Genomic DNA, 21,437 nt, shown 5'->3' on the forward strand with positions numbered 1-21,437 from the left:
TTTGTTCCTGAATTTCCTTGTTTCAGCCGGGCATTTCGCTTTGTATTTTGCCCGACTGAACTTCCTGATGTACGCCTTGCCTTCCGTCGTTACCTTGTTTCAGCCCCCGTGTTCCAAGACGCGCCGCATGGCCAGCGTGTCGTGGCAATGTTGCCGCCAAACAGGGTCAGGAGGGCCGGCCCCGGGGTGATCGTGGGATGCCACCGAGAGCCAGGCCCACCCGTAAAGGAACGCCGCCGTTGACAAATGCAAAACGTTTTGTGTAGCGTGGCTCACACCAAATACAAAACGTTTTGCAAAGGAAGTCAATGACGACGAAGGTGGGAATCCGTGAGGTGGCGAAAGCTGCCGGGGTCTCAGTGACCACTGTGTCTCATGCCCTTAATGACGCCACCAGCTTCCGAGTCAAGGCGGCAACGCAGCAACACATCCGGGAAGTGGCCAAAGACCTTGGTTACGCCCCGAACAGGCTGGCCAGTGGATTGCGGAATCAACGCTCCCAAATCCTTGGCCTGGTGAGCGACGAAATCACCACGACCCCTTTTGCGGGAGCACTGATCCGAGGGGCACAGGACGCCGCCTACGAACGTGGCTACGTAGTGATGGTGGTCAACTCCGGTATGGACAGTGAGCTGGAAAACCGGGAAATCACCATGCTTCAGCAGCATCAGGTGGATGGCGTGCTGTACGCCAGGATGTACCACCAGAGTGCCCAGGTCCCGGCGCAACTAACGGGACTTCCCATCGTGCTCTTAGACGCTGTAACCGAGGATAAATCCATCTCCTCGGTTGTCCCGAATGAGGTGGGAGCTGCCGAGACGGCTGTTGAAGCACTGATCCGGGCCGGTCACACCCGGATCGGGATGATCAACAACAGTGACGACATTCCCGCCACGCGTGGCCGGCAGGAGGGCTTCCTTAACGCTTTACGGCGGCACGGGCTGGAGCACGATCCCAACACTTACGTCATCGGAACAGCACACACCCAGGGAGGCCGTGACGCTGCTTTGGAGCTTCTCAGGCAGAAGAACCGTCCCACAGCACTGTTCTGCTTCAACGACAGGGTTGCCATGGGCGCGTACCAGGCCGCCACGCTACTGGGGCTTCGCATACCGGAGGATATTTCCATTATTGGGATCGACAACCTCGAAATCATTGCTGACGCCCTGTGGCCCGGGCTCACAACAGTCGCCCTTCCCCATTACGAAATGGGCCGATGGGCGGTGAACCGGATCCTGGACGACATTGAGAGCCCCGGGAACCTCGCGGTCCAGTCGCAGATGGACTGCCCGCTTATTGAGCGGGGCTCGCTTGGCCCGCCGCCAGGTTAGCCGTTAGCCGCTACTAACACCCTCAACACAACCCAGCATCAAACAGCTTCACCACCCGGGGAGGCAGAAAGGGACGCAGCCGTTGCACCGGCCACGTCCCCCACAGACCCGGGGTAATCCTCCACGCACAAAATCAGCAGAAAGATTGACCATGATGAACAAGCGATTCACCCGGATCCTGGCCACCAGTGTAGCTGCGGCAGCCCTCGTCGGTACCCTTGGCGCCTGCGGCAAAGGCAGCGCGTCAGCAACCTCCGAAGGCTCCAACGAGATCACCATGTGGACTCACAACGCCGGCAACCCGGAGGAGCTCGCAGCCGTCCAGGGCGTTGTGGATTCCTACAACAAGAGCGCTGACGCCAAGGCGAAGATCAAGGTCCAGGCGTTCCCGCAGGATTCCTACAATGACTCCGTAGTCTCGGCTGCAGCGTCTGGCAACCTTCCCTGCATTGTGGACATCGACGGTCCGAACGTACCCAACTGGGCCTGGGCCAAGTACCTGTCACCTTTGAAGCTTGATGCCGACCTTTCCAAGAACCTGCCGAGCACGGTGGCGAAGTGGGACGGGGAGACCTACGCGGTGGGAACCTACGACGTCTCCCTGGCGATGCTCGCCCGCAAGTCTGACCTCGCCGCGGCAGGTGTCCGCATCGCCACAGTGGAGAAGCCGTGGACCAAGGAGGAGTTCCAGGAAGCGCTGACCAAGCTCAAGGCTCTCGGCAAGTGGGAGCACCCGCTGGACATGGGTACGGCCGGCACCGGTGAATGGCTGCCCTACGCCTACTCGCCGCTCCTGCAGTCCTTCGGCGGCGACCTGGTCAACCGCGAGGGATTCGAGACCGCGGACGGTGCCCTCAACGGTGAAGAGGCCGTCGAATGGGCCAAGTGGTTCCATGGTCTGGCTGAGCAGGGCTACATGGCCAAAAAGAGCGGCAAGGACTCGGTTCAGGACTTCCTGAACAACAAGAGCGCCATTGTCTACACCGGTTCTTGGGCCGCTGACACGGCAATGACTGCGGTGAAAGATGACCTGGTGATCATGCCCACTGTGGACCTCGGGAACGGGCCCAAGGTGGGCGGCGGCTCCTGGCAGTGGGGCGTCACCAGCAAATGCGCCAATTCCGAAGCAGCGATGGATTACCTCTCCTACGCCCTGAAACCGGAAAACATCGCTGCGGTGTCCAAGGCTACCGGCACCATTCCGGCCACCGACGAAGCAGCCGCGCTGTTGCCCGAATATGCCGAAGGTGGCGCCAGCCGGATCTACATGGACTTCTCCCGCGAATACGCCGTGATGCGTCCTGAAACCCCGGCTTACCCCTTCATTGCCACCGAATACGGCAAGGCAGTCCAGGACATCCTGGCCGGCGCTGACGCGAAGACGGCGCTGGACAAGGCCGTGAAGGCAATCGACGCCAACATCAAGTCCAACGGCGGCTACAAGAACTAGCCAGCTGCCAAACGGTACGACGACGGCGGTACGCAACCGCCGTCGTCGTACCCCCCAGGCCCTGCGCCCCCCAACATCACTGTCAACGGAGAATCCCATGACAACCACCCGGCTTCCCGCCGCCCCTCAAAGCCCAGCCCCTCCCAGCCTGGATGTCCCGGCCCCCGCGGCCCCGGGCAAACCGCGACGCCGCCGCCACCTGCGCGAGCAGCTCAGCGGCTGGGCGATGATCGCCCCGGCAGCGGTCCTCCTGCTCGCCTTCGTCTTCCTTCCGGCGATCATGGGCTTCGGCCTGGCCTTCACCAATGCCCGGCTCGTTTCCCCGCGGCCCGTTGAGTTCGTCGGCACGGACAACTTCGCCAGGCTCTTCACGGACCCCACGTTCTGGCGCTCGCTGCTGAACGTCGCCTACTTCGCCGTTGTGGTGGTGCCGGTGCAGTCCGCGCTGGCCCTGGCCATGGCGCTTCTGATCAACAAGAAATTCCGCGGCGTGAACTTCTTCCGCACGGTCTACTTCCTGCCCGTGGTGACCTCCATGGTGGTGGTTTCACTGCTGTGGATGTTCATGTACCGCAAGGACGGGCTGATCAACGAGATCCTCTCCGCGATCAGCTTCGGCCTCATTGACGGTCCGGACTGGCTCAACGATCCCGCTACTGCCATGCCTGCCATCATTGCCTTGTCCATCTGGCAGGCCGCCGGCTTCCACATGGTCATCTGGCTCGCGGGCCTTCAAAGCATCTCCGGGGAACTCTACGAGGCAGCCCAGCTCGACGGCGCCAGCCCCTGGCACCAGTTCCGCTACGTTACGTGGCCTGGCCTCAAGCACACCCGCACCCTGATCCTGGTGACCATCACCATTCAGGCGCTTGGGCTGTTCGACCAGATCAGCGTCATGACCCAGGGCGGTCCCCTCGACTCCACCACCACCATCATTTACGAGGCGGTGCGCTCCGGCTTCAAGCAGCAGGAGACCTCCTACGCCTCGGCAATCTCCCTCGTATTCTTCGTCCTTGTGCTGCTGATCTCCGCGGTGCAGCGCTACCTGACCCGAGAGAAGGACTGACGTGAAAAGCACTCTCAACTCCAGGGCCGTCACCAGTGCCGGCACCATGGCGGTCCGGATCCTGTTTGCTGTCGTGGCATCCTTTCCCATCGTTTTCATGCTGGTGTCCTCGCTCAAGCCGGACCAGCAGATCTTCGGCGACATGTCCTCGGTGGCGGCGTTCCTGCCCATCGGCAATATCTCGTTCGACAACTACGGAGCTGTGTTTGACCGGGTCCCGGCAGCGCGTTTCCTGGTCAACTCCATCGGCATCTCCGCCATCACGGTGGTGCTGGGCATCTTCATCAACAGCCTTTGCGCCTTCGCACTGTCCCGCATGGAGGTCCGCGGCAAGCGCATTGTGTTCACTGCGATCCTGGCCACCCTGATCGTTCCCTTCCAGACCCTCGCGCTGCCGCTGGTGTGGTGGGTCAACCAGTTGCCCTACTTTGAACTCAACGGCTTCAGCCTCGAGTTCTCCAAAGGCTGGCTGGACACGTATCAGGTCCAGATCATCCCGTTCATCGCCAACGCGTTCTCCATCTATCTCTACCACCAGTACTTCGAGTCCATCCCGAAGGAACTGGATGAGGCAGCAAGGATCGACGGCGCCGGCTGGTTTAAGATCTACCGCCAGGTGGTGATGCCCCTCGCCGGGCCCGCCACCGCAACGGTTGCCATCCTGACCTTCCTGCCCGCCTGGAACTCCTACCTGTGGCCGCTCATGGTGGTCCAGTCCGAGGAGCTCCGCCCGGTCATGATCGGCATCCAGTACTTCTTCCAGCTGAACGTCTCCTGGGGCGAAGTCATGGCATACGCCTCCCTCATCACCGTCCCCGTGGTAATCCTGTTCATCGCTTTCCAGCGTTCCTTCATCAACAGCATCGCCTCGAGCGGTGTCAAGGGCTAACTCTTCATGAAAACAACCACCGGTCTCGAGTCCCAGTACCGGCCCAAATGGCACTATTCAGCAGAGCGTAACTGGCTCAATGACCCGAACGGATTAATCTACTCGAACGGCACCTATCACCTCTTTTACCAGCACAATCCGTACGGTGATGACTGGGGCAATATGTCCTGGGGTCACGCCACCTCCGCGGACCTGAACCACTGGACCGAGCACCCTGTGGCCATCCCCTGTGATGACCAGGAGGGCATCTTCTCCGGCTCGGCCGTGGTGGACTTCCGCAACACCAGCGGCTTCGGCGTCGGGGGAGTCCCTCCGCTGGTGGCCATCTACACCAGCGCCTATGTGGGGACCTCCCCGCTTGCCGGCCGGCAGGCCCAGTCCCTCGCCTACAGCATTGACGACGGCGCCACCTGGACCAAGTATGCCGGGAACCCGGTGCTTGACCGGGCGTCCTCGGACTTCCGTGACCCCAAGGTGTTTTGGTACGAGGGCGATGCGGGCAGCTATTGGGTGATGGTGGCCGTCGAGGCACTCAACCGCGAAGTGCTGCTCTACAAGTCAGCGGACCTGAAATCCTGGGAGTACCTGAGCACCTTCGGCCCGGCCAATGCCACCGAAGGAATTTGGGAGTGCCCGGACCTGTTTGAACTGCCCGTTGACGGCGACGTCTCAGACACCCGGTGGGTTCTTGTGGTGAACCTCAGCCCTGGCGGCATCGCCGGTGGCTCCGGCGGGCAGTTTTTCATTGGAACGTTCGACGGCGTGACGTTCAGTTCCGAAACCACGGTCACCGAAGGCCTGCAGCCCGGCACGAGCAGGATGGCTGATTACGGCTGGCTCGACTGGGGCCGGGACTACTACGCGGCCGTGTCCTTCAGCAATGTACCGGACGGACGCCGGCTCATGATCGGCTGGATGAACAACTGGCAGTATGCCGCTTCCACCCCCACTGAGGGCTGGCGGAGCGCGATGTCGCTGGCCCGTGAGGTCAGGCTTGTCTCCCGCGGCGGCCGGCCTGTGTTGGTTCAGGAGGCGTTGGATCCGTTCCGGGACCAGGGGGACGGCCAGAACTGGGACCTGTTCGCCTTGGACCGGCAGCCGCTGACGCCCGGGGTGACCTGGCTTCCTGCTGAGGCTCACGGCGATGTACTGCGGATTGATGCGGAGTTCGAACCCGGCCCAGCCGGGAAAGTGGGTCTTGTGCTCCGTGCCGGTACCGGAGAGAACCCGGCGGAGCGCACTGTCCTGGCCTACGACTCCGCGACCGGGGAGCTCAGCCTCGACCGGACGCAATCGGGGAACGTGGGCTTGGATGCAACGTTCCCGTCCGTGGAGCGGGTCAGCCTGCCCCTGGAGAACGGACGGTTGAAACTTCGGGTGTTCGTAGACCGCTGCTCAGTGGAGGTCTTCGCGCAGGACGGGCTGGCCACCATCACGGATCTCGTGTTTCCGGCCAGCTCAAGCAACGCCGTCGGCCTGTTCGCAGAAGGCGACGGCGGAACCCTGGTGAGTCTCGCCGTCGTGCGTTGACCGCCTAAGAAGTCCCGCTCAGGGACAAACCAACAAGTAGGAGTCAATGGTGACTGAAGTACGGCGACGTTATTGGGGGGCCGCTGGCGGGGAAACCGGCCGGAGGCGAACGGGCCGAAGCTTTTCGCGGAGGTTGGCGGTGCTGGGGGTGACGGTAGGGCTGGCGGCGGCAGGGGTGTGGATCGTCGGCTCTTCCACACCCCCGGCCGTTGCGGCTCCGTTGGCTCCTACGGTTGAGGCTCCCGCTGTGGAGGGGGCGGGCGGACCGAGCTACCGGGACACGTACCACTTCACTGTTCCGGACAACTGGAAGAACGATCCGCAGCGCCCGCTCTATATCGACGGCAAGTTCAACTACTACTACCTGTACAACGCGGACTATGACACCGAGATCGGTACAGCGTGGCGCTTGGCGACGACGACGGACAATGTCGCGTTCCAGGACCAGGGCGTCGCGGCGCAGAAGAAAACGAACGCCAACCACGATCTTTGGTCAGGCTCAGCCGTGGTGGACACAGCGAACACAGCCGGGTTCGGGGCCGGCGCCGTCATTATGCTGGCCACCCAGATGGACCACCCCACCCCGCAGCAGATCGCGAACTCCACCGGACCGCAGGCGCAGTTCCTCTGGTACTCCCAGGACGGCGGGCGCAACTTCCACGCCTACGGGGAGACTCCGGTCATTCCCAACGGAGGCCGCACCGACTTCCGCGACCCCAAGGTCATCTGGGATCCTGACGCCTCGCGCTGGGTTGCACTCATCGCTGAGGGGAACAAGATCAGCTTCTACACCTCACCCAACCTGAAGGACTGGACGCGCGTCTCGGAGTTCGTGGAGCCGGGCCTCGGGATGCTCGAATGCCCGGACCTCTTCAAGATGCGCGCTGACGACGGAACCGAAAAGTGGGTGCTGGGCCTCAGCGCCAACGGGTACCTGACTGGAGCCCCGAACACCTATGCCTACTGGACCGGGAGCTTCAACGGCACGTCCTTCACCCCGGAAACGTCAACCCCGCAGTGGCTGGACCACGGCTTCGACTGGTACGGCGCTGTGACGTGGGAGGATCCCGCCAACCCTATGGAGCAGCGGTTTGCTATGGGATGGATGAACAACTGGCACTACGCCCACACCACTCCCACCTGGGCGGCCGACGGCTTCAACGGCACAGATTCGATCGTGCGCCAGATCAAGCTCAAGAAGTACGGAACCGGCTACAGTCTGGTGTCCCAGCCCACTCCGGCGCTCGCTGACCATGCCACCAAGGTGACCAACTTCGGAAACTTCACTGTCAACGGGAGCCAAGCCGTTCCCTACCACGGAGAGTCGTACCAGCTTGAAGCGGACGTGTCCTGGAACGAGGCGCAGAACATCGGCCTGCAGTTGCGGGCGTCAGCCGACGGAACAAGACATGCCGACGTCGGAATATACGACAACTTCAGCTACCTCAACCGCGGTCCCACCGGTAACCCGGACAGCTCCGGGACCAAGCTGGAAAGCCGCGCACCGTTTGATCCCAACACCAATAAGGTGCACTTGAGGATCCTTGTGGACCGCACCACCATAGAGGTCTTCGTGGATGACGGCCGGTTCGTTCACTCAAGCCAGGTGTTCGCAAATCCAGGCGACGACGGCATCAACCTTTACTCCAGCGGTGGGGCCGCCAGCTTCACAAATGTCAGGGTCACTGAGTTCAAAAACCTGGCGCAGCGGGCGGCCCGGCTGATCGCTGACTTCGAAGGAGGGCAGTGGGGAGACGGGTGGACGGGCATCGGTGACTTCGCAGCAGCGGGTCCGTCCACGACGTCGGCATCAGGACGTGTGGGGGCGAAGGTTGCCGACACGTTCGTGGGACCCGGCGATCCCGCTACCGGCAGCATCACCTCGCCGGAGTTCGTGATTGACCGGAACTTCCTGCACTTCCAGCTTGGCGGCGGCAACCATCCCCTCGGCGTGGAGCCGGCGACCTCGGTGCAGCTGCTGGTGAACGGCCGGCCCGTGCGGACTGCCACGGGGGAGAACTCCGGTTCACTGCGCCATGTCTCGTGGGAGGTTCAAGAACTCACCGGCCAAAAGGCCCGGTTCCAGATTCTCGACGACGCCACCGGGGAATGGGGGCACCTTATGGTGGACCACGTCATGCTGAGCGACTGAAAAACGCTTCTCTGTTATGGGCTGACCCAGGAACGGCGTGAGTAAAAGGACCCCATTGACACCGGCCAGCCGCAGGCATATCCTACAACCAAATGGTTGTAGATCAGATCAGTGAAGCCGAAGTCGACCGCCTGTTCCAGGCGCTCGCAGATGGCACCCGGCGGGACATCGTCCGCCGGGTGACGGTGGGGGAGTACTCAGTCTCCGGTCTTGCTGCCCTCTACGCCATGAGTTTCGCCGCCGTCCAGAAGCATGTGGCGGTTTTGGAGCGCGCTTCCCTGGTTACCAAGGAGAAGCGCGGAAGGGAGCAGATCGTGCGCGGCAATCATGAAGGCCTGCAGAAAGCCCGGCGGCTGCTCGATGAGTATGAGGCGATTTGGCGGCAGCGTGCCGACAGGATCGCAGACATTCTGGCTGAAGGATAGGAAAGGGTTCCGCAATGACCGTTATCAGTTCCACCAAGAACCTTGAGGGGTTGAACTTCACCCTGGTTGCAGAGTTCGACGCCGGCGTGGACCGCGTCTGGAAGATCTGGGAAGACCCGCGGCAGCTTGAGCGCTGGTGGGGTCCGCCCACCTGGCCCGCCACGTTCGAACAGTTCGACTTCCAGCCCGGCGGAAAGGCCGCCTACTTCATGAGCGGCCCGGATGGGGAGAAAGCCCGTGGCTGGTGGAAGTTCACCTCCATCCAGGCCCCCAAGCGTCTCGCATTTGACGATGGATTCGCCGACGACGACGGCGCCCCTGTGGACGCGATGGGAACCACCCACGCCACCGTCAACCTGGAGGACATTGGCGGGCGCACCAGGATGACCATCTCTTCCGCCTTCGAGTCCGAAGAGCAGATGGAACAGATGGTTCAGATGGGCATGGAGGAAGGCATGAAGGAGGCGGTCACGCAGATCGACGCCATCCTCTCCGAGCACGCCCGCACCTGACCAGGCACTTACTAACCCTCATAACAGCAATAGGAAGAGGACGACGGCGGGAGCTCCCGCCGTCGTCCTCTTCTCTATGCCGCCAGCTGGCGTGCTTGGCCGCGCTGGCTAGAGTTGCTGCATGGTGAACTCAGTGGTTAACAGCGAGCTGCTGGCCGCAATACGTCTGGGGCTGGCGGAGCGTTGCGACCCTGTCCGCGCCGCCGGTGCACAGGCCTACATGAAATCATCCATCCCGTCCCTCGGCGTCCCCGTTCCCGAGGTGCGGCGGTTGACGACGGCCACGGCTGCTGCTCATCCGTTCGAATCGCTGGAACAGCTGAGGAACACCGTGCTGGAACTCTGGCGCAACGCAACATTCCGGGAGGAGCGTTACGCCGCGATAGATCTCACCGGTCTTCGATTGGCTGCGCGCGAGCCGCTGATGCTGCCGGTGTACGAGGAGATTATTCGGAGTGGGGCCTGGTGGGACTTCGTAGACGGCGTGTCCGAGCGGATCGGCGGGCTGCTGCAGGCGGACCGCCCCACGATGACGGCGCTGCTGCGGAACTGGAGCCGTGACACCGATTTCTGGATCAGACGCGCCTCGATCACCGCCCAGCTGAAGGCAAAAACCCACACAGACACCGGGCTGCTGAGCGAAGTCCTTGAAGCCAACCTGGCGGACCGGGAGTTCTTTATCCGGAAGGCCATTGGCTGGGCACTGCGTGAGTACGCCAAGACGGATCCGGACTGGGTGCGGGCCTTCGTGGCAGAGCACAGCAAGGACCTCAGCCCCTTGTCCCGCCGGGAAGCACTGAAGAATCTCTGAGCTAGGCTGTCCGGGACTCGAATCTTTCCCGGGTAAGGAACACCAGCTGTGCTTCCTTTTCGGCGAGCTGCACCTTGGCTCCGGGCTCAAAACCGCTCCCCTGCAGCCGCTGGATGACCTTGCCGTTCCTGGCATCAGGTTCCGCCACCACTCTGTCCTTGGTTGGATCCGAGAACAGGAAACGGATCAGTCCCCCGATGAGGGTGGGTGTGAAGTTTGGTACCGGGCGCTCGGCAGGAGCCAGCAGGAGGTGCAGGCCGGTATCGGCGGGACGGGCCTCGTATGCCTCGCTGACCGGATCCTCAAGCGGCTCGTAGGTCTGGAAGATTCCCACCGGCTGATCCTCCACTGAAATCAGGTAGGCATGGTGGGTTTGCAGCCCGTCTAGAAACAGATAGATGTCCCTGACCTCGTCCCGGCTCAGATCCCGCATGCCCCAGAAACGGGCGCGTTCTTCCTTTACCCAGCTGTAGACCAGATCGGCATCAGCTTCGGGGACCAGCGGGAGGAGCCGCAGTTGGCCCAGGCCAGGCAAGGTCTCCTCGTAGACCGAGGCCCTGGCAGAAAGGGGGAGGGCTGTGTCAGCGCGGGTCATAGGTCTCCTTGGTCAGCTGGTCCCAGTCGGTGACGATCGGGATGAGGTCCCCAGCGGCCCAAAGAGGCAGCTGGCTCGAGAAATGGGGCTCGTCGGGGCAGCCGGAGGCACCAAACGGCACGATCCAGCGGCTATTGGAACGATCCTGTAGGTCCCAGACATAGCGGGCCACCGGCCCGCGGAACGAGCTGTCCGTGACGCCAGGCAGGCTTTCCGTGGACAGGACACAGCCGGTATCGCCGGACAACTCTGTGAGGGAGACCGCCGGCGCCGAAGCGGTGGCGGAGCCATGGTCTGCCAAAGCATGGAGAGGCAGGACTGTATGGCTGGAACCCCACGTTTCCGAGGGAGCCGCTGCGGCAACTTCTTCCAGAGCCTGCCGGGCCGCGAGGCTGACGTCGACGCCGTATCCCGGCCCCTTGGCAACGAGGGTTTCCAGGGCGAAACCGATGCGGGCCTCCGGATGCAGCCATGGAGCGAACAGCGGAGAGTGGCTGTTTGGACCGGCGAGCGGACGCAACTCCGGGGTACTCCCCAGCGCGCGGACCAGGGCCGACCGCCAAGCTGCGAAGGCTGCGGCCTGCGTACTGTCCGCATCCATGCGTCCGTCCCATTCCACCAGGCTCTCGCGGAATGAGTGGCCGGTGTCTGAGAGCGGAGTGAGCTTCAGCAGCAGGGCCCGGAAGGCAGGCCAGGATCCGAGTTGAGTGTCCATGTGGATCCGTTGCATGGCCTCGGTGGTTAAACCTCCGCCGCCCGGTTTTGTCCCGTGATCCACCAGCAACTGCCGGATGCGCCGCGCACGGTGGGCCGGGGCAAATTCCAGCCCGAGCCGGTCACCGCCGCCAGCGTCCCGGTCGTTGGCATGCACAGCCAGCGCGGCCACCGAGGAGCGGGGAAGCCTCTCCCACGCTCCGGCCCACTGGTGATCGGGTGATGACGCAGGAACCGGCCGGACGCGGTTGTCCCGGTTCCGCGCCGGGACTTTGCCTGCCACAAGCTGGAGCACTGCGCCGGTGGAATCAGCGGCGAGCACACAGTTCACGGGTTCCACCCAGCTCTCCAGGGCTGCCTCCACATCGTCCACGGACTTGCTCAGCAGGAGGGGGAGGAGCGCCTCGAAGCCTAGTGTTTCCGCGACACGGGAGGGCATACGAAGACTCAGCGCCGCGCCGTCGGGCCCACCGGAGATCACCGGTCCCCGGTCGGTTTCAATCACGTCCACGGTTTCCGCCGCGGAACCCCGGACATTGATCACTTCCTCATGATGCGCGTGGACAGCTCTCCAACCGTCGGGCCCGAGGGCCAGCAGTTGGCCGCCGCCGTGCTTCAACTGCTCGCTGTACAGGTCCTGGTAGTCGGCCATGGCATTCGTGACTGCCCAGGCGACGCTTCCGGTGTGCCCGAAGTGCGGCAGGCCGGGAACGCCCGGGAAGGCCAGCCCGACGACGTCGAACTCCGGGCACGCCAAGCGCACCTGCTGGTACACACCGGGGAGTTCCATGAGGCGGTGCGGGTCACCGGCAATGAGGGGTGACCCGGATTCGGTCAGGCCGCCGGCCGCAGCCCAGGCGTTGCTGCCGGCCCACACCGGTGCCTCGATGCTGAAAATATCCACGGCGTCGGGACCGAGCGTTTCCGCGACGTGGGCGCGCCAGAGCTTGTTGGGGAACGTGCCAAAAAGGATGTGGTGAACCAGGAAGACTCCAAGCGGCGTCCACGGTTCCCAGGAAGCAGGCGCGGTGTCCGTGGCGGCAAACTCTGCCGCGTCACGACGGCCGGACTCCAAGGCAGCGTTCACACCGCTGACATAGGCCGTGCACCAGCGCTGCGTGTCAGCATCCAGGTTTTCAAAGCAGCGGCGCGCGGTGTCGTCGAGCCGTACGCGCCTGGCAAACCGGTCCCAATGAAGCCCATCCGCTCCAAGGTGCTCGGCAGTCCTGCCCTCCGAGCGCCAACGCTCCATCTCGATCTGCCAAGAGCGGTCTGTGGCCGCATTGAACCCCTGCAGGAAGGCCAGCTCGTCCGGATTGTCCGCGCGAAGATGGGGAATTCCCCACGGATCCCTGTACGTCTCAGGCGACATCGGCAGGGCAAGAGGGCAGCTGGCAGTCAGGGGCAGCGGGCACGTGATTCTCCGGACATTATTAGGTAAGGCTTAGTTAACAACAGAATAGGGTGCTGATCCGTCGTCCCAAAATTGTGCGGTAACAAAGCCCGAGGGTAGAAGCCCGGACAACAGGAAGCGGGGACACCAGGATCTCTCCGGATGCCCCCGCTTTTGGCCGTTGCCTGTTTATAGCCAGCCTGCGTGAGGGCTTAGCCCGCCTTGGTCAGCAGCTCCACTTCTGCAATGTTGGTGTTGCCGCCGTGCTCGTCGAGGACCCGGACCTGGGCGTAGTCAGCCCGCTGGGCCAGCGGGAATGTGTACCAATCGGCAACGGACATGCCCGTGATGGTCAGGAACGTTGTCCACGTGGCCCCGCCGTCGTTGGAGCCTTGGATCACGGTTCCGTTGCCGCGGCTGATGTGGCTCGCACGGGGATAAACCCGGACGATGTCGGTGGCGATGCGTGTGCCTTCAGTAGGCTTCACAGTGACCCAGCCGTTGGCCTGCGTGGTGTCGGTGAAGGTGGCGGTATTCCTGTCAAACATGCGCCAGCCGTTTGCCTGGGTGGTGCCCGTCCCCGGCCAGGCAGGCGTAGAGGCGTTCACCCATCCCTGTACCACCGGAACGCGCTGGATCGCAGTATTCCAGAGGGCCAATCGGCTGCCGTCGGTTGTGGCGGTGAGCGTGGTGCCCACCTTGCCGGAGACCGTCCGGTAATCCAGGCTGAACTGCACATCGCGGCCGTATTCGACGCCGGCAGGCAGCACCGCAGCGGCCTTCCAGTTGATCCCGTCAGCGGACGTGGCCGTCGCGGACACTCCCTCGACGACGACGTTCAGCTGGGACAGTGGCTCGGAGGCCACGGCGGTCAGCGTCACCGTGTCACCGTTCGTGGCCAGGCCCTTGTCAGCGTTGGAGGAAGAGACGGACAGCGCGGAAATTGCCGTCGCCATCTCGTGGCGCTCGCCGTGAATCCTGAACTCACCGAAAGATGAGATGCCGGGGTAGGCGGGGTCAGTTGGCACACCGGGGTGGTCCACCTGGACCTTCAAGTAGCGGAACGTCTGCCCCGCCACCTCGGCGCGCACCGGGATGGTCTCCATCGCGAAGTCGATCGCCGTCGTGTTGGTGGTTTCCCGCTCCGTCAGCAGTGTCCACGTCCGCCCGTCACGGGAGCCGTACACGTTGGCGCCCTGGGACCGGTTCGCGAAGTTGTACCTGGCCTGGAGGCCAAAGGCATCGGCGGAAACCTGGAATCCCTGGCCGAAGTCCACTGTGAACGGCGCCCGCAGGTCGCCGGTGGTGGAGTGGAAGCTTCCGTCCACGAGGTTCCTTGGCTGGACGCCCGTCGGGTTGGTGGTGACGAGCCCGCGGTAGTCGATCGATGTGTCGTCTGCCAGCCTGGGGGTCAGGAGCCTGAGCTCTTTCACCGCTTTTTGGAGACGAACCAGCTGCTCAAGGTAAGCGGCGTCGTCGGCCGTTCCCATTGCCGTCTGGACCTCGTTCCTCACAGTCCCGAAGGATGCGAAGGACGGCGACTCATAGACCGCGTTTGGATCGAATCCGGTGAGCGCGGTGTCGAAGGCTGCCTGCCGGTTGGACGCGATGATCACTGTGGCGGACCGCGTGGCGACGGAAGTGCCGTCGTCGGCCGTTACTTTGAAGGTGTGTTGGCCCACTGCGTCAGCAGCCGGAGTCCAGAGAAGCTGACCGGTTGCGGCGTCGATCCGGGCGCCGGCGGGCAGTCCCATGGTGGAGTACTGCAGGGGTTCTCCTCCCGCATCGGTTGCCGCGAGTGAACGGGAAAGCGCTGCGTCCGACACCCCGATAACGGGCGTTGCAGTGTCTGCGGGGAACTGCGGAACGGTCAGTTGCGTCTTGGCTTCGAGGTTGACGTAATCGAAGTCCACCTCTGTGCCGTCCGCTCCAATTACGGAGAAGTAGGCCAGGTTTTCGCCGCCCGGACTGATACCGCCCAGCTTCTCCGCGTCCACGTCATACGTCACATAGCGCCACTGCCCCTGGGTATCGGGAAGAGGTATTTCCAGCCACTTAGCCGGGTCCTTTCCAATTGCGAGGTTTGCAGGACCGTTGCTCCTGAACTGGACAGCCACCGGGCTGTAGCCGGTGCGGCTGACGTACATGAGAGTCCGCGCGGCGATAGTGCGGCCCTTGTCTGCTGCACCGACGTGCACAAACGTGCGTCCGTCCTCGGTCCTGACCTTGAGCTTCTTCCCGTCCGTTGCTGAGCTGCGGGTTTCGAACTGGATCTTCGCGTCAGTAGCGACGGGGCGGGTCTGCCCCGCTACCTGAGCCGGGAGTGAGAGCCAGTACTCCGGGCTGTAGTCAGGGTTGCTTTCCCATGAGTTGTGGAGGCCGGTGCCCCAGTAGAACTTTGGTCCATCCGCTTTGGCATGGAGTTCGGCTACGTAGGGCGCTTCCTTTTCGACGTCCACTCCCAGGTCGTATTTGTAGACGTGATAGAGCTCATCGATCGGGTTGAACATGCGCCCGCGGTAGGCCTCAGAGAGACTGCCCGGTCCACCTGTGGTGTCGATCCACGGCGTCTCATATCCAAGCATGTAGCCAGTGAAGGCGTTCGCGGCTTTGAGGAGGCGGTCGCCGAGGAACTTGTACGGGGAGACGGCGTTGGAGGCAGTGGAAACCGTGCCCGCCGAGGGGTCGATCTTTGTGCCCTGGACCGTGAGGAAACGTGCCAGTGCTCCCTGGATGTTAATGCCGTCCCAGGCGTGGGCCTGGTCGCGGCCCATTTCCTGGTGCTGGACAAAGGAGTAGCCGTAGGGGTTGAGGGGATCGTCCTTGGAGATCAGCGGGAAGAGAGCTGCGAGCGAGCCGTTCTGCTCGGGACGGGAGGTGTTCGCGTTGACGGTGTACCACTCAACAGCCTCGGTATACCGCTCACGGTTCTCCGTGAAGATGTACCCGGCGATGGCCCCGGTGAGCGGGTAGCCGTGCTGGTTCAGGTAGCGCCAGTTGGTGTGAAGGAAGGTTTCCGTCATGGGCCCGATGAGGTTGGTGCTGAGCTTGGCGGTGTCCTGCTCGTTCCAGTTCAGGTCATAGGCCGTGTAGCCAGCGGGGACGCTGGTGGAACGGAAGATCTCAGCCGCGGCAACCATGCGGTAGAGCGGCACGCCGGAGTGGATGTGGGCGTCGGGGTAGTACGCGTACTTTGCAGGGTCCATGTTGCTCCACGTGCGGATGAGCCGCATTCCGTTTTCGCGGTACACGGAGTCGCCGGTGATGACGTAGAGGGTGGCCTGGGTGTAGGCGCCGAAGGCGTCCCGGATGAGCTTGCTCTGGACTCCCTGCGAGTTGAAAGCGGTGGTGCCCGGTTGGTCGATGACTGCGCTGCCGTTGGAGGATCGGAAATCCTTTGCCGCGAACGGAGTCTCGGCCATGGCATCGTAGTAGGTCTTCCACGGTTCGGTCCCTGCCTTGACCATGCTCCGGGCATTGCGCAGGCTGTCAGCACTTACGCCGATGCCCGGATGGACGAACCCGTTCGCGCCTACTGTTTCAGTGATGGTTACGTCCTGACCGGTGTCCGCGGTGGCGGGAGCGGTGCCGCCCGGTGCGGGGAGTCCGGCTGTCGGCGCCACGAGGGAAAGTGCTGCGGCAAGCCCGAGCATGCGGGTCCATCGCCTCATCGTTGAAGGATGTTTCATCGGTCCTCCTGGATCGATTGCTGGTGCCAGTTAAGTTGGGTTGGCAGTGAAGCTGCGCTAAAGGGGATAAGGATGGGCAAGCGCTATCCGGAAGCTTAGCTGTGAGGGCCCTTGCAGGCAATCGTTATCCTGAAATCCCTGATGTTGCAGGGAAAGCAAACGTTTGTTTTGGGTTTTAACGCCAGTCGAGGACGGCGGGAGCTTCCGCTGTCAGGTCCGGCGCAGGCCGCTGAGGTCTACCAGATCCGTCAATGGCGGGCGGGTTCCCCTGCGATGCACCATTCCCTCGGGTAGTCCCGTGACGTCCACGCGGGAACCGGAGACATCGAGCGTAACCCGGGCCTCTCCGATCGGCAGGTTGGTTGTGCGCAGGCTTCCCCAAGCCTCCGGGAGGGCCGGATCCAGCCAGAGCTCACCCCGGGAGACGTGTGGTTCATAGCGCAGGAGACTCCGGACGAGCATCACCGGCGTGGCTGATGCCCAGGCCTGGGGGGAGCAGGCCGTGGGGTAGGGCAGAGGTTCCGGGTAGTCGGCCCTACTGAACCCGCAAAACAGCTCGGGAAGCCGGTTCTCGGTGAATTCTGCGGCCTCCATGAGCGCTGCAGAGAGCCTTTGCGCTTCCTTGACCAGGCCGTACCTCATCATGCCGGCCACAATGAGGGCATTGTCATGCGGCCAGACCGAGCCGTTGTGGTAGCTGACGGGGTTGTAGGCTCCCATGTCCGTGGCGAGCGTACGTACGCCCCAGCCGCTGAACATTTCCGGGGACATGAGCCGCCGGGCCACCAGTGGCGCCTTGTCCTCGTCCACGATGCCGGACCAGAGGCAGTGGCCCATGTTTGACGCGCAGGCATCGACGGGCCGTTTGTCCCGGTCGAGCGCGATGGCGTAGTACCCCCGGTCCGGCAGCCAGAACTGCTCGTTGAATTGTGCCTTCAGCCGTTCGGCACGTTCTCTAAGGTCAATGGCGAGATCGTCGTCGCCGGCTTCGTAGGCCATCCAGGCCCGGGCGATGTAGGCGCTGTAGACGTAGCCCTGCACCTCGCACAAAGCTATTGGGGCCTCTGCGATCCGGCCGTCAGCGAAGTTAATGCCGTCCCAGGAGTCCTTCCAGCCCTGGTTGATGAGTCCTTGGTCGCTGAGCCTTTCGTACTCAACGAAGCCGTCGCCGTCGCGGTCGCCGTAGTCCCTGATCCACTCCAGTGCACGGTCGGCATTGGGCAGCAGCGCGCTAATGTCCTCGGCGGGAAGTCCCCAGCGGCTCGCTTCCCCGAGGAGCGTGACGAACAGGGGAGTGGCGTCAGCCGTGCCGTAATAGACGGACCTGCCGCCCAGGGCAAGGCCCGTTCCGACGTCGAGCCTCACCTCGTGCAGGATCCGGCCCGGTTGTTCTTCGGTCAGCGGATCCACTTTCGAGCCCTGCCGGTCAGCCAGGGTCTGCAGCGTCCCCAGGGCCAGCGTCGCATCCACGGGCAGGACCATGCACGAGGACAGCAGCGCATCGCGGCCGAACAAGGCCATAAACCACGGTGCCCCGGCGGCCACCACCATCCGGTCCGGATGCAGGGGGTCCACGATGCGGAGGGCCCCGATATCGTCATGGCTGCGGATGAGGCTGCGTTCGATGGACGGATTTCCTGAGCGGGGAAGCGGAACGCGTTCCTCCCAGGCCCGCTGTCGCCGTTCCTGTGCTGAGATGAGATCCGCTGAAAGAGCGACCGTGGGTACACCGGCGTCGACATCTGTTTCCGCTGACAGCGGCAGCACGGTGGCCCGTACTGTCCACTTTCCGTGTGCCGGAACCACCATGTTGACGACCAGACCGTCGCCGGCCACCTCGGCATCCCGTACCCGCACCACGATCCCGTTGTGTGACCCCTGCCAAGTGGCCTCGATGGTCACTGATCCGGCCCGGGCGCGCCGGGTCTGCTCCCAGCGGCGAAGGAACCGGCCGTCCTTGACCTCAAAGAGATCCGAGAAATCCGCATCCACGGACAATGCGACTTCACAGGGAGCCGGCTCCACCGAGTAGTTGTGGACGGTGATGTCTTCCACAAAACCGGCGCCCAGTTCACGTCTCCGCTCTACGGTCAGGGGACTGTCGGCGCGGCCGTCTGAACGGGTTGCCCTCCCGACGTACATGCCCTGGAACGGAGAAGGCGTCCACGCCCCGAGCGGCTCAAGGGGTTGTCCGTTCACGGTAAGTGCCCATCGGGACAGGATCCTGGTGTCCTGGTAGAAGACGCCGTGGGGGTGATGGGGAAAGATATCCCCGTTGGGGAGCGATATGCAGAACGAGGATCCTGCCACGAGCGTGACGGCTCCCTGCCCGGTGCTCCCGGCAGCGTTGTCGGCATTCCATCCGGCCATCTCAGGCTCCTTATGAACAAGGCCACACCATGAACTGAGCCGAATCTACGCCGTTCGCAGGGCGCTTGCTAGACGCGACCTACCGGCCGTCCTACATCCAGCGGGGGGCCGGCTGCTCGGGTTGTTTCCGGGAGGCAACTCCCCGGGCGCCCCTGCCCGTTGCCCAGGCTGCTACTTCGGCCAGGGTCCCGCCGGGGAGGGGAGTTTCCTCGCCCCGTTTTTCCCAGCTGCCGGTGATGTCCTGGATGAGCCGTTCGAGGACGTCCTCGGGGATCTGGTCAAACGTGGCGCCGTTAACCAGATCAACCGCGTGAACCCAGACCTCGCGGGTGGGCATCCACACCGTTTCTTTGAATACCTGGCTGCCTCAGCTCATGGTCATTGCCAAGTATTCGCTCGCCTCGTCCCTCACCTTCCTTCTGACGGGTCAACATCGGCGCTGTGGTTGGTGTGCTGGCGTCCTCCCGGTTTGCGGACCGCTTCGGGCCCCGACCCGTCACGGCCACCGCGTTCGCCAGCTCCGGAATCGCGCTGATGCTCATGGGTCGGGAGCTTCCGCCGTCGTCCGCCTTTCCTTGAGCACATGGGATAACGTTTTCCTTGAAGTTGCCTGCCAGCTTAACGGAGGACAAAGAGTGTTGTCGTATCGATTGACCTTACCGGAGCGGCCGCCCACCGCCGTCGTTATTGCAATCCACGGCCTCGTGGAGTCTGCGGCAAGCCTGGAGGCCGCCTTTCCGGACTGGGTTTCCTCCGGCTGGGCTGTCCTGGCCTTGGACCTGCGAGGCCACGGGAACTCGCCCCGCTGGTCACATGAACATTTCCAAAGGCACCCTGGGGACGTCATGGTGCAGGACGTTCTCGAAACCTTCGGCGCCCCTGAGCTTCAGGTGCTGGAGAGCCTCCCGGCGCTGTACTACGGGCATTCTGCCGGCGGCGGGGTGGCAGCAGCCGTCGCAACGGCGGCCTTGCAGTCTGGCAGGGGAATGTTCGTTCCCGCGGGTGTACTGCTTGAAGACCCCTTCTGGCGGCTGCCCGTCACGCCCTTCCAGGAGCGCCATGTGGCCGAAAGCGCCCACGCCCATCTCATTGACGTGCAGTCACGAACAGCACCGGAGCTCAGGGGCATCAGGAGGCGCGAGTGGCCCAAGTGGAGCGCAGCCGAGATTCTGCGGAGCTGCCAGGCCCAGGAGGATTGCGATCCCCGTATAGTCCTGAACGGCAACGTCATTCCCACTACGCCATGGCCTGACCTGGTTGCTACCCTGGCGGACTTCCGCGTCCCGGTCCTTATTGTCACGGGAACGGTTCGAACGGGGATCACCGCTGAACACCAGCGGATTGCCCTGGCCGCCGGCGCCAGCATCGAGGTCGTCGAGGGCGCATCCCATTTCATCCGCCGGGACATGGAGGACAGGTTTATGCGCACCGCAGGATCCTTCTTTACCGCCAGCCTGGCAGCGACTGTTCCGGCTGCCAGCTCACAATGTCTGTGACTGTCGTAACCGCCCTCGCAGTTCCAGGCTGCTGCGACTAAGCCGCGAGCGTGATTGTCACGCCGCCGGAACGCTGGTGGCCGCGCCCACGACTATCGGCGCGATGGTCACGGAGGATAACTTCTGAAATCGCCATAGGCGTCATCCGCGGTCTGGCCGATGAGGGACTCCGCACACCAGAGGATGTCAGCGTGGTGGGCTTCGACAACCATCGGCTCTCCGGACTCTGGGCCCCCCTCACCACAGCCCATCAGGACTTTTGCGGGCTGGGCCAGCGCGGGCTCGAGCTGCTTATGGCGCGCGTGTCCGAGGAGCCCGGAGCCCGCGGGTTCTCCTCAGAACGGCCTGCCTTAGTGATCAGGGAAAGTGCCGCAGCACCCAGCGCGCACCGCGGCTGAAGCGACCTGACTGCGGAGGGCGGCCAGGCTATTCGCCGGTGAGTCCGTCTATTGATTCCCGGAGGAAATCGGCGTGTCCGTTGTGCCGGGAGTACTCCTCGATCATGTGGACCAGGATCCACCTCAGGCTGGGTCTTGTCCCGTCCCCCATCGGGCGGCGGGCCAACCGGTCCAGCCCGCCGTCGGCCAGTGCCTCGAAGGTCAGCGCCCGGGAGCGGTCAACAGCTTCCTGCCACAGAGCGCGGAGCTGCTCAGGCGAGTCCTCGGCGGCCGAATGCCATTCCCAGTCCCGGTCCGCCGTCCAGTCCACGGCGTCCCAGGGCGGATGCGGCTCCCGGCCGAACAACGACTCAGAAAACCAACTGTCCTCAACATAAGCCAGGTGCTTCAAAAGACCGCCGAGCGTCAGTGAGGATGGCGCCACAGTAGCGTTAAGGCCGGCGGAGTCCAGCCCTGAGCACTTCCAAGCCAGGGTGGCGCGGTGGAAATCGAGGAATCCCAGGAGGGTGCCGGCCTCGTCAGCTGCCAAAGGAGGTTCGGGGCGGCCTTGTTCGTCAATGTCAGTCATGGTTGGTGAGCCTATCTGCAATCAGCGTGCCAGCCGCCCCCCCATCCC

The 21,437-nt window shown here is 63.4% G+C and carries 17 protein-coding genes; 11 read left to right on the forward strand and 6 right to left on the reverse strand.

The genetic code is table 11. The features are described from left to right. Positions 1-308 precede the first annotated feature (308 nt). The 9 genes from M1E02_RS03160 to M1E02_RS03200 all read left to right on the forward strand — a co-directional run bounded on the left by M1E02_RS03160 (position 309) and on the right by M1E02_RS03200 (position 10,166). Positions 309-1,331, forward strand: a complete 1,023-nt coding sequence (locus M1E02_RS03160) for a LacI family DNA-binding transcriptional regulator (RefSeq protein WP_479376714.1) — start codon at positions 309-311, stop codon at positions 1,329-1,331. A 151-nt stretch (positions 1,332-1,482) separates the two neighbouring features. Further along, a complete protein-coding gene (locus tag M1E02_RS03165) occupies positions 1,483-2,781 on the forward strand; it encodes a sugar ABC transporter substrate-binding protein (protein WP_479376715.1) in 1,299 nt (432 codons plus the stop codon). A gap of 97 nt (positions 2,782-2,878) precedes the next feature. Continuing rightward, entirely contained in the window at positions 2,879-3,847 is a 969-nt protein-coding gene (locus M1E02_RS03170; RefSeq protein ID WP_479376716.1) for a carbohydrate ABC transporter permease, read from the forward strand. Between the two features lie 46 nt (positions 3,848-3,893). After that, positions 3,894-4,736 carry a carbohydrate ABC transporter permease gene (locus M1E02_RS03175; protein WP_479378046.1) on the forward strand — a complete coding sequence of 281 codons (843 nt, stop codon included), beginning with the start codon at positions 3,894-3,896 and terminating at the stop codon, positions 4,734-4,736. A 6-nt stretch (positions 4,737-4,742) separates the two neighbouring features. Next, positions 4,743-6,266, forward strand: coding sequence for a glycoside hydrolase family 32 protein (locus M1E02_RS03180; RefSeq protein ID WP_479376717.1), 1,524 nt, complete (start codon positions 4,743-4,745; stop codon positions 6,264-6,266). 139 nt (positions 6,267-6,405) lie between these two features. Continuing rightward, a complete protein-coding gene (locus tag M1E02_RS03185; protein WP_479376718.1) occupies positions 6,406-8,418 on the forward strand; it encodes a glycoside hydrolase family 32 protein in 2,013 nt (670 codons plus the stop codon). Positions 8,419-8,510: 92 nt separating this feature from the next. Beyond that, the gene (locus M1E02_RS03190) at positions 8,511-8,843 is read left to right on the forward strand and encodes an ArsR/SmtB family transcription factor (RefSeq protein WP_479376719.1); all 333 of its coding nucleotides are present in this window, start codon (positions 8,511-8,513) and stop codon (positions 8,841-8,843) included. 14 nt (positions 8,844-8,857) lie between these two features. After that, positions 8,858-9,355: an SRPBCC family protein gene (locus M1E02_RS03195; RefSeq protein WP_479376720.1), complete on the forward strand. Its 498-nt coding sequence runs from the start codon at positions 8,858-8,860 to the stop codon at positions 9,353-9,355. A 121-nt stretch (positions 9,356-9,476) separates the two neighbouring features. Next, entirely contained in the window at positions 9,477-10,166 is a 690-nt protein-coding gene (locus M1E02_RS03200; RefSeq protein WP_479376721.1) for a DNA alkylation repair protein, read from the forward strand. A 1-nt stretch (position 10,167) separates the two neighbouring features. Here M1E02_RS03200 and M1E02_RS03205 read toward each other — a convergent pair whose 3' ends face one another. The 5 genes from M1E02_RS03205 to M1E02_RS03225 form a co-directional block, all read right to left on the reverse strand. Continuing rightward, positions 10,168-10,761 (reverse strand): GNAT family N-acetyltransferase, encoded by a 594-nt coding sequence (locus M1E02_RS03205; RefSeq protein WP_479376722.1) that lies wholly within the window; start codon positions 10,759-10,761, stop codon positions 10,168-10,170. After that, the gene (locus M1E02_RS03210) at positions 10,748-12,847 is read right to left on the reverse strand and encodes a penicillin acylase family protein (protein WP_479376723.1); all 2,100 of its coding nucleotides are present in this window, start codon (positions 12,845-12,847) and stop codon (positions 10,748-10,750) included. Before M1E02_RS03210 ends, M1E02_RS03205 begins: the two co-directional genes overlap by 14 nt. Before the next feature lie 233 nt (positions 12,848-13,080). After that, positions 13,081-16,539 (reverse strand): putative Ig domain-containing protein, encoded by a 3,459-nt coding sequence (locus M1E02_RS03215; RefSeq protein ID WP_479376724.1) that lies wholly within the window; start codon positions 16,537-16,539, stop codon positions 13,081-13,083. A gap of 228 nt (positions 16,540-16,767) precedes the next feature. Continuing rightward, the gene (locus M1E02_RS03220) at positions 16,768-18,927 is read right to left on the reverse strand and encodes an amylo-alpha-1,6-glucosidase (protein ID WP_479376725.1); all 2,160 of its coding nucleotides are present in this window, start codon (positions 18,925-18,927) and stop codon (positions 16,768-16,770) included. Positions 18,928-19,018: 91 nt separating this feature from the next. Next, on the reverse strand, positions 19,019-19,264 hold the full coding sequence (locus M1E02_RS03225; protein ID WP_479376726.1) for a hypothetical protein: 246 nt from the start codon (positions 19,262-19,264) through the stop codon (positions 19,019-19,021). A 298-nt stretch (positions 19,265-19,562) separates the two neighbouring features. On the opposite strand from M1E02_RS03225, the gene M1E02_RS03230 reads away from it, so the two are divergent. Together M1E02_RS03230 and M1E02_RS03235 are read left to right on the forward strand one after the other, a co-directional pair. After that, positions 19,563-20,423, forward strand: coding sequence for an alpha/beta fold hydrolase (locus M1E02_RS03230; protein ID WP_479376727.1), 861 nt, complete (start codon positions 19,563-19,565; stop codon positions 20,421-20,423). A 50-nt stretch (positions 20,424-20,473) separates the two neighbouring features. Then, the gene (locus tag M1E02_RS03235; protein WP_479376728.1) at positions 20,474-20,821 is read left to right on the forward strand and encodes a substrate-binding domain-containing protein; all 348 of its coding nucleotides are present in this window, start codon (positions 20,474-20,476) and stop codon (positions 20,819-20,821) included. 28 nt (positions 20,822-20,849) lie between these two features. Here the strand turns inward: M1E02_RS03235 and M1E02_RS03240 are convergent, their stop codons facing one another. Next, positions 20,850-21,389, reverse strand: coding sequence for a DinB family protein (locus M1E02_RS03240; RefSeq protein WP_479376729.1), 540 nt, complete (start codon positions 21,387-21,389; stop codon positions 20,850-20,852). Positions 21,390-21,437: the final 48 nt, after the last annotated feature.

The organism is Arthrobacter sp. Z5-13 (genome assembly GCF_056499105.1).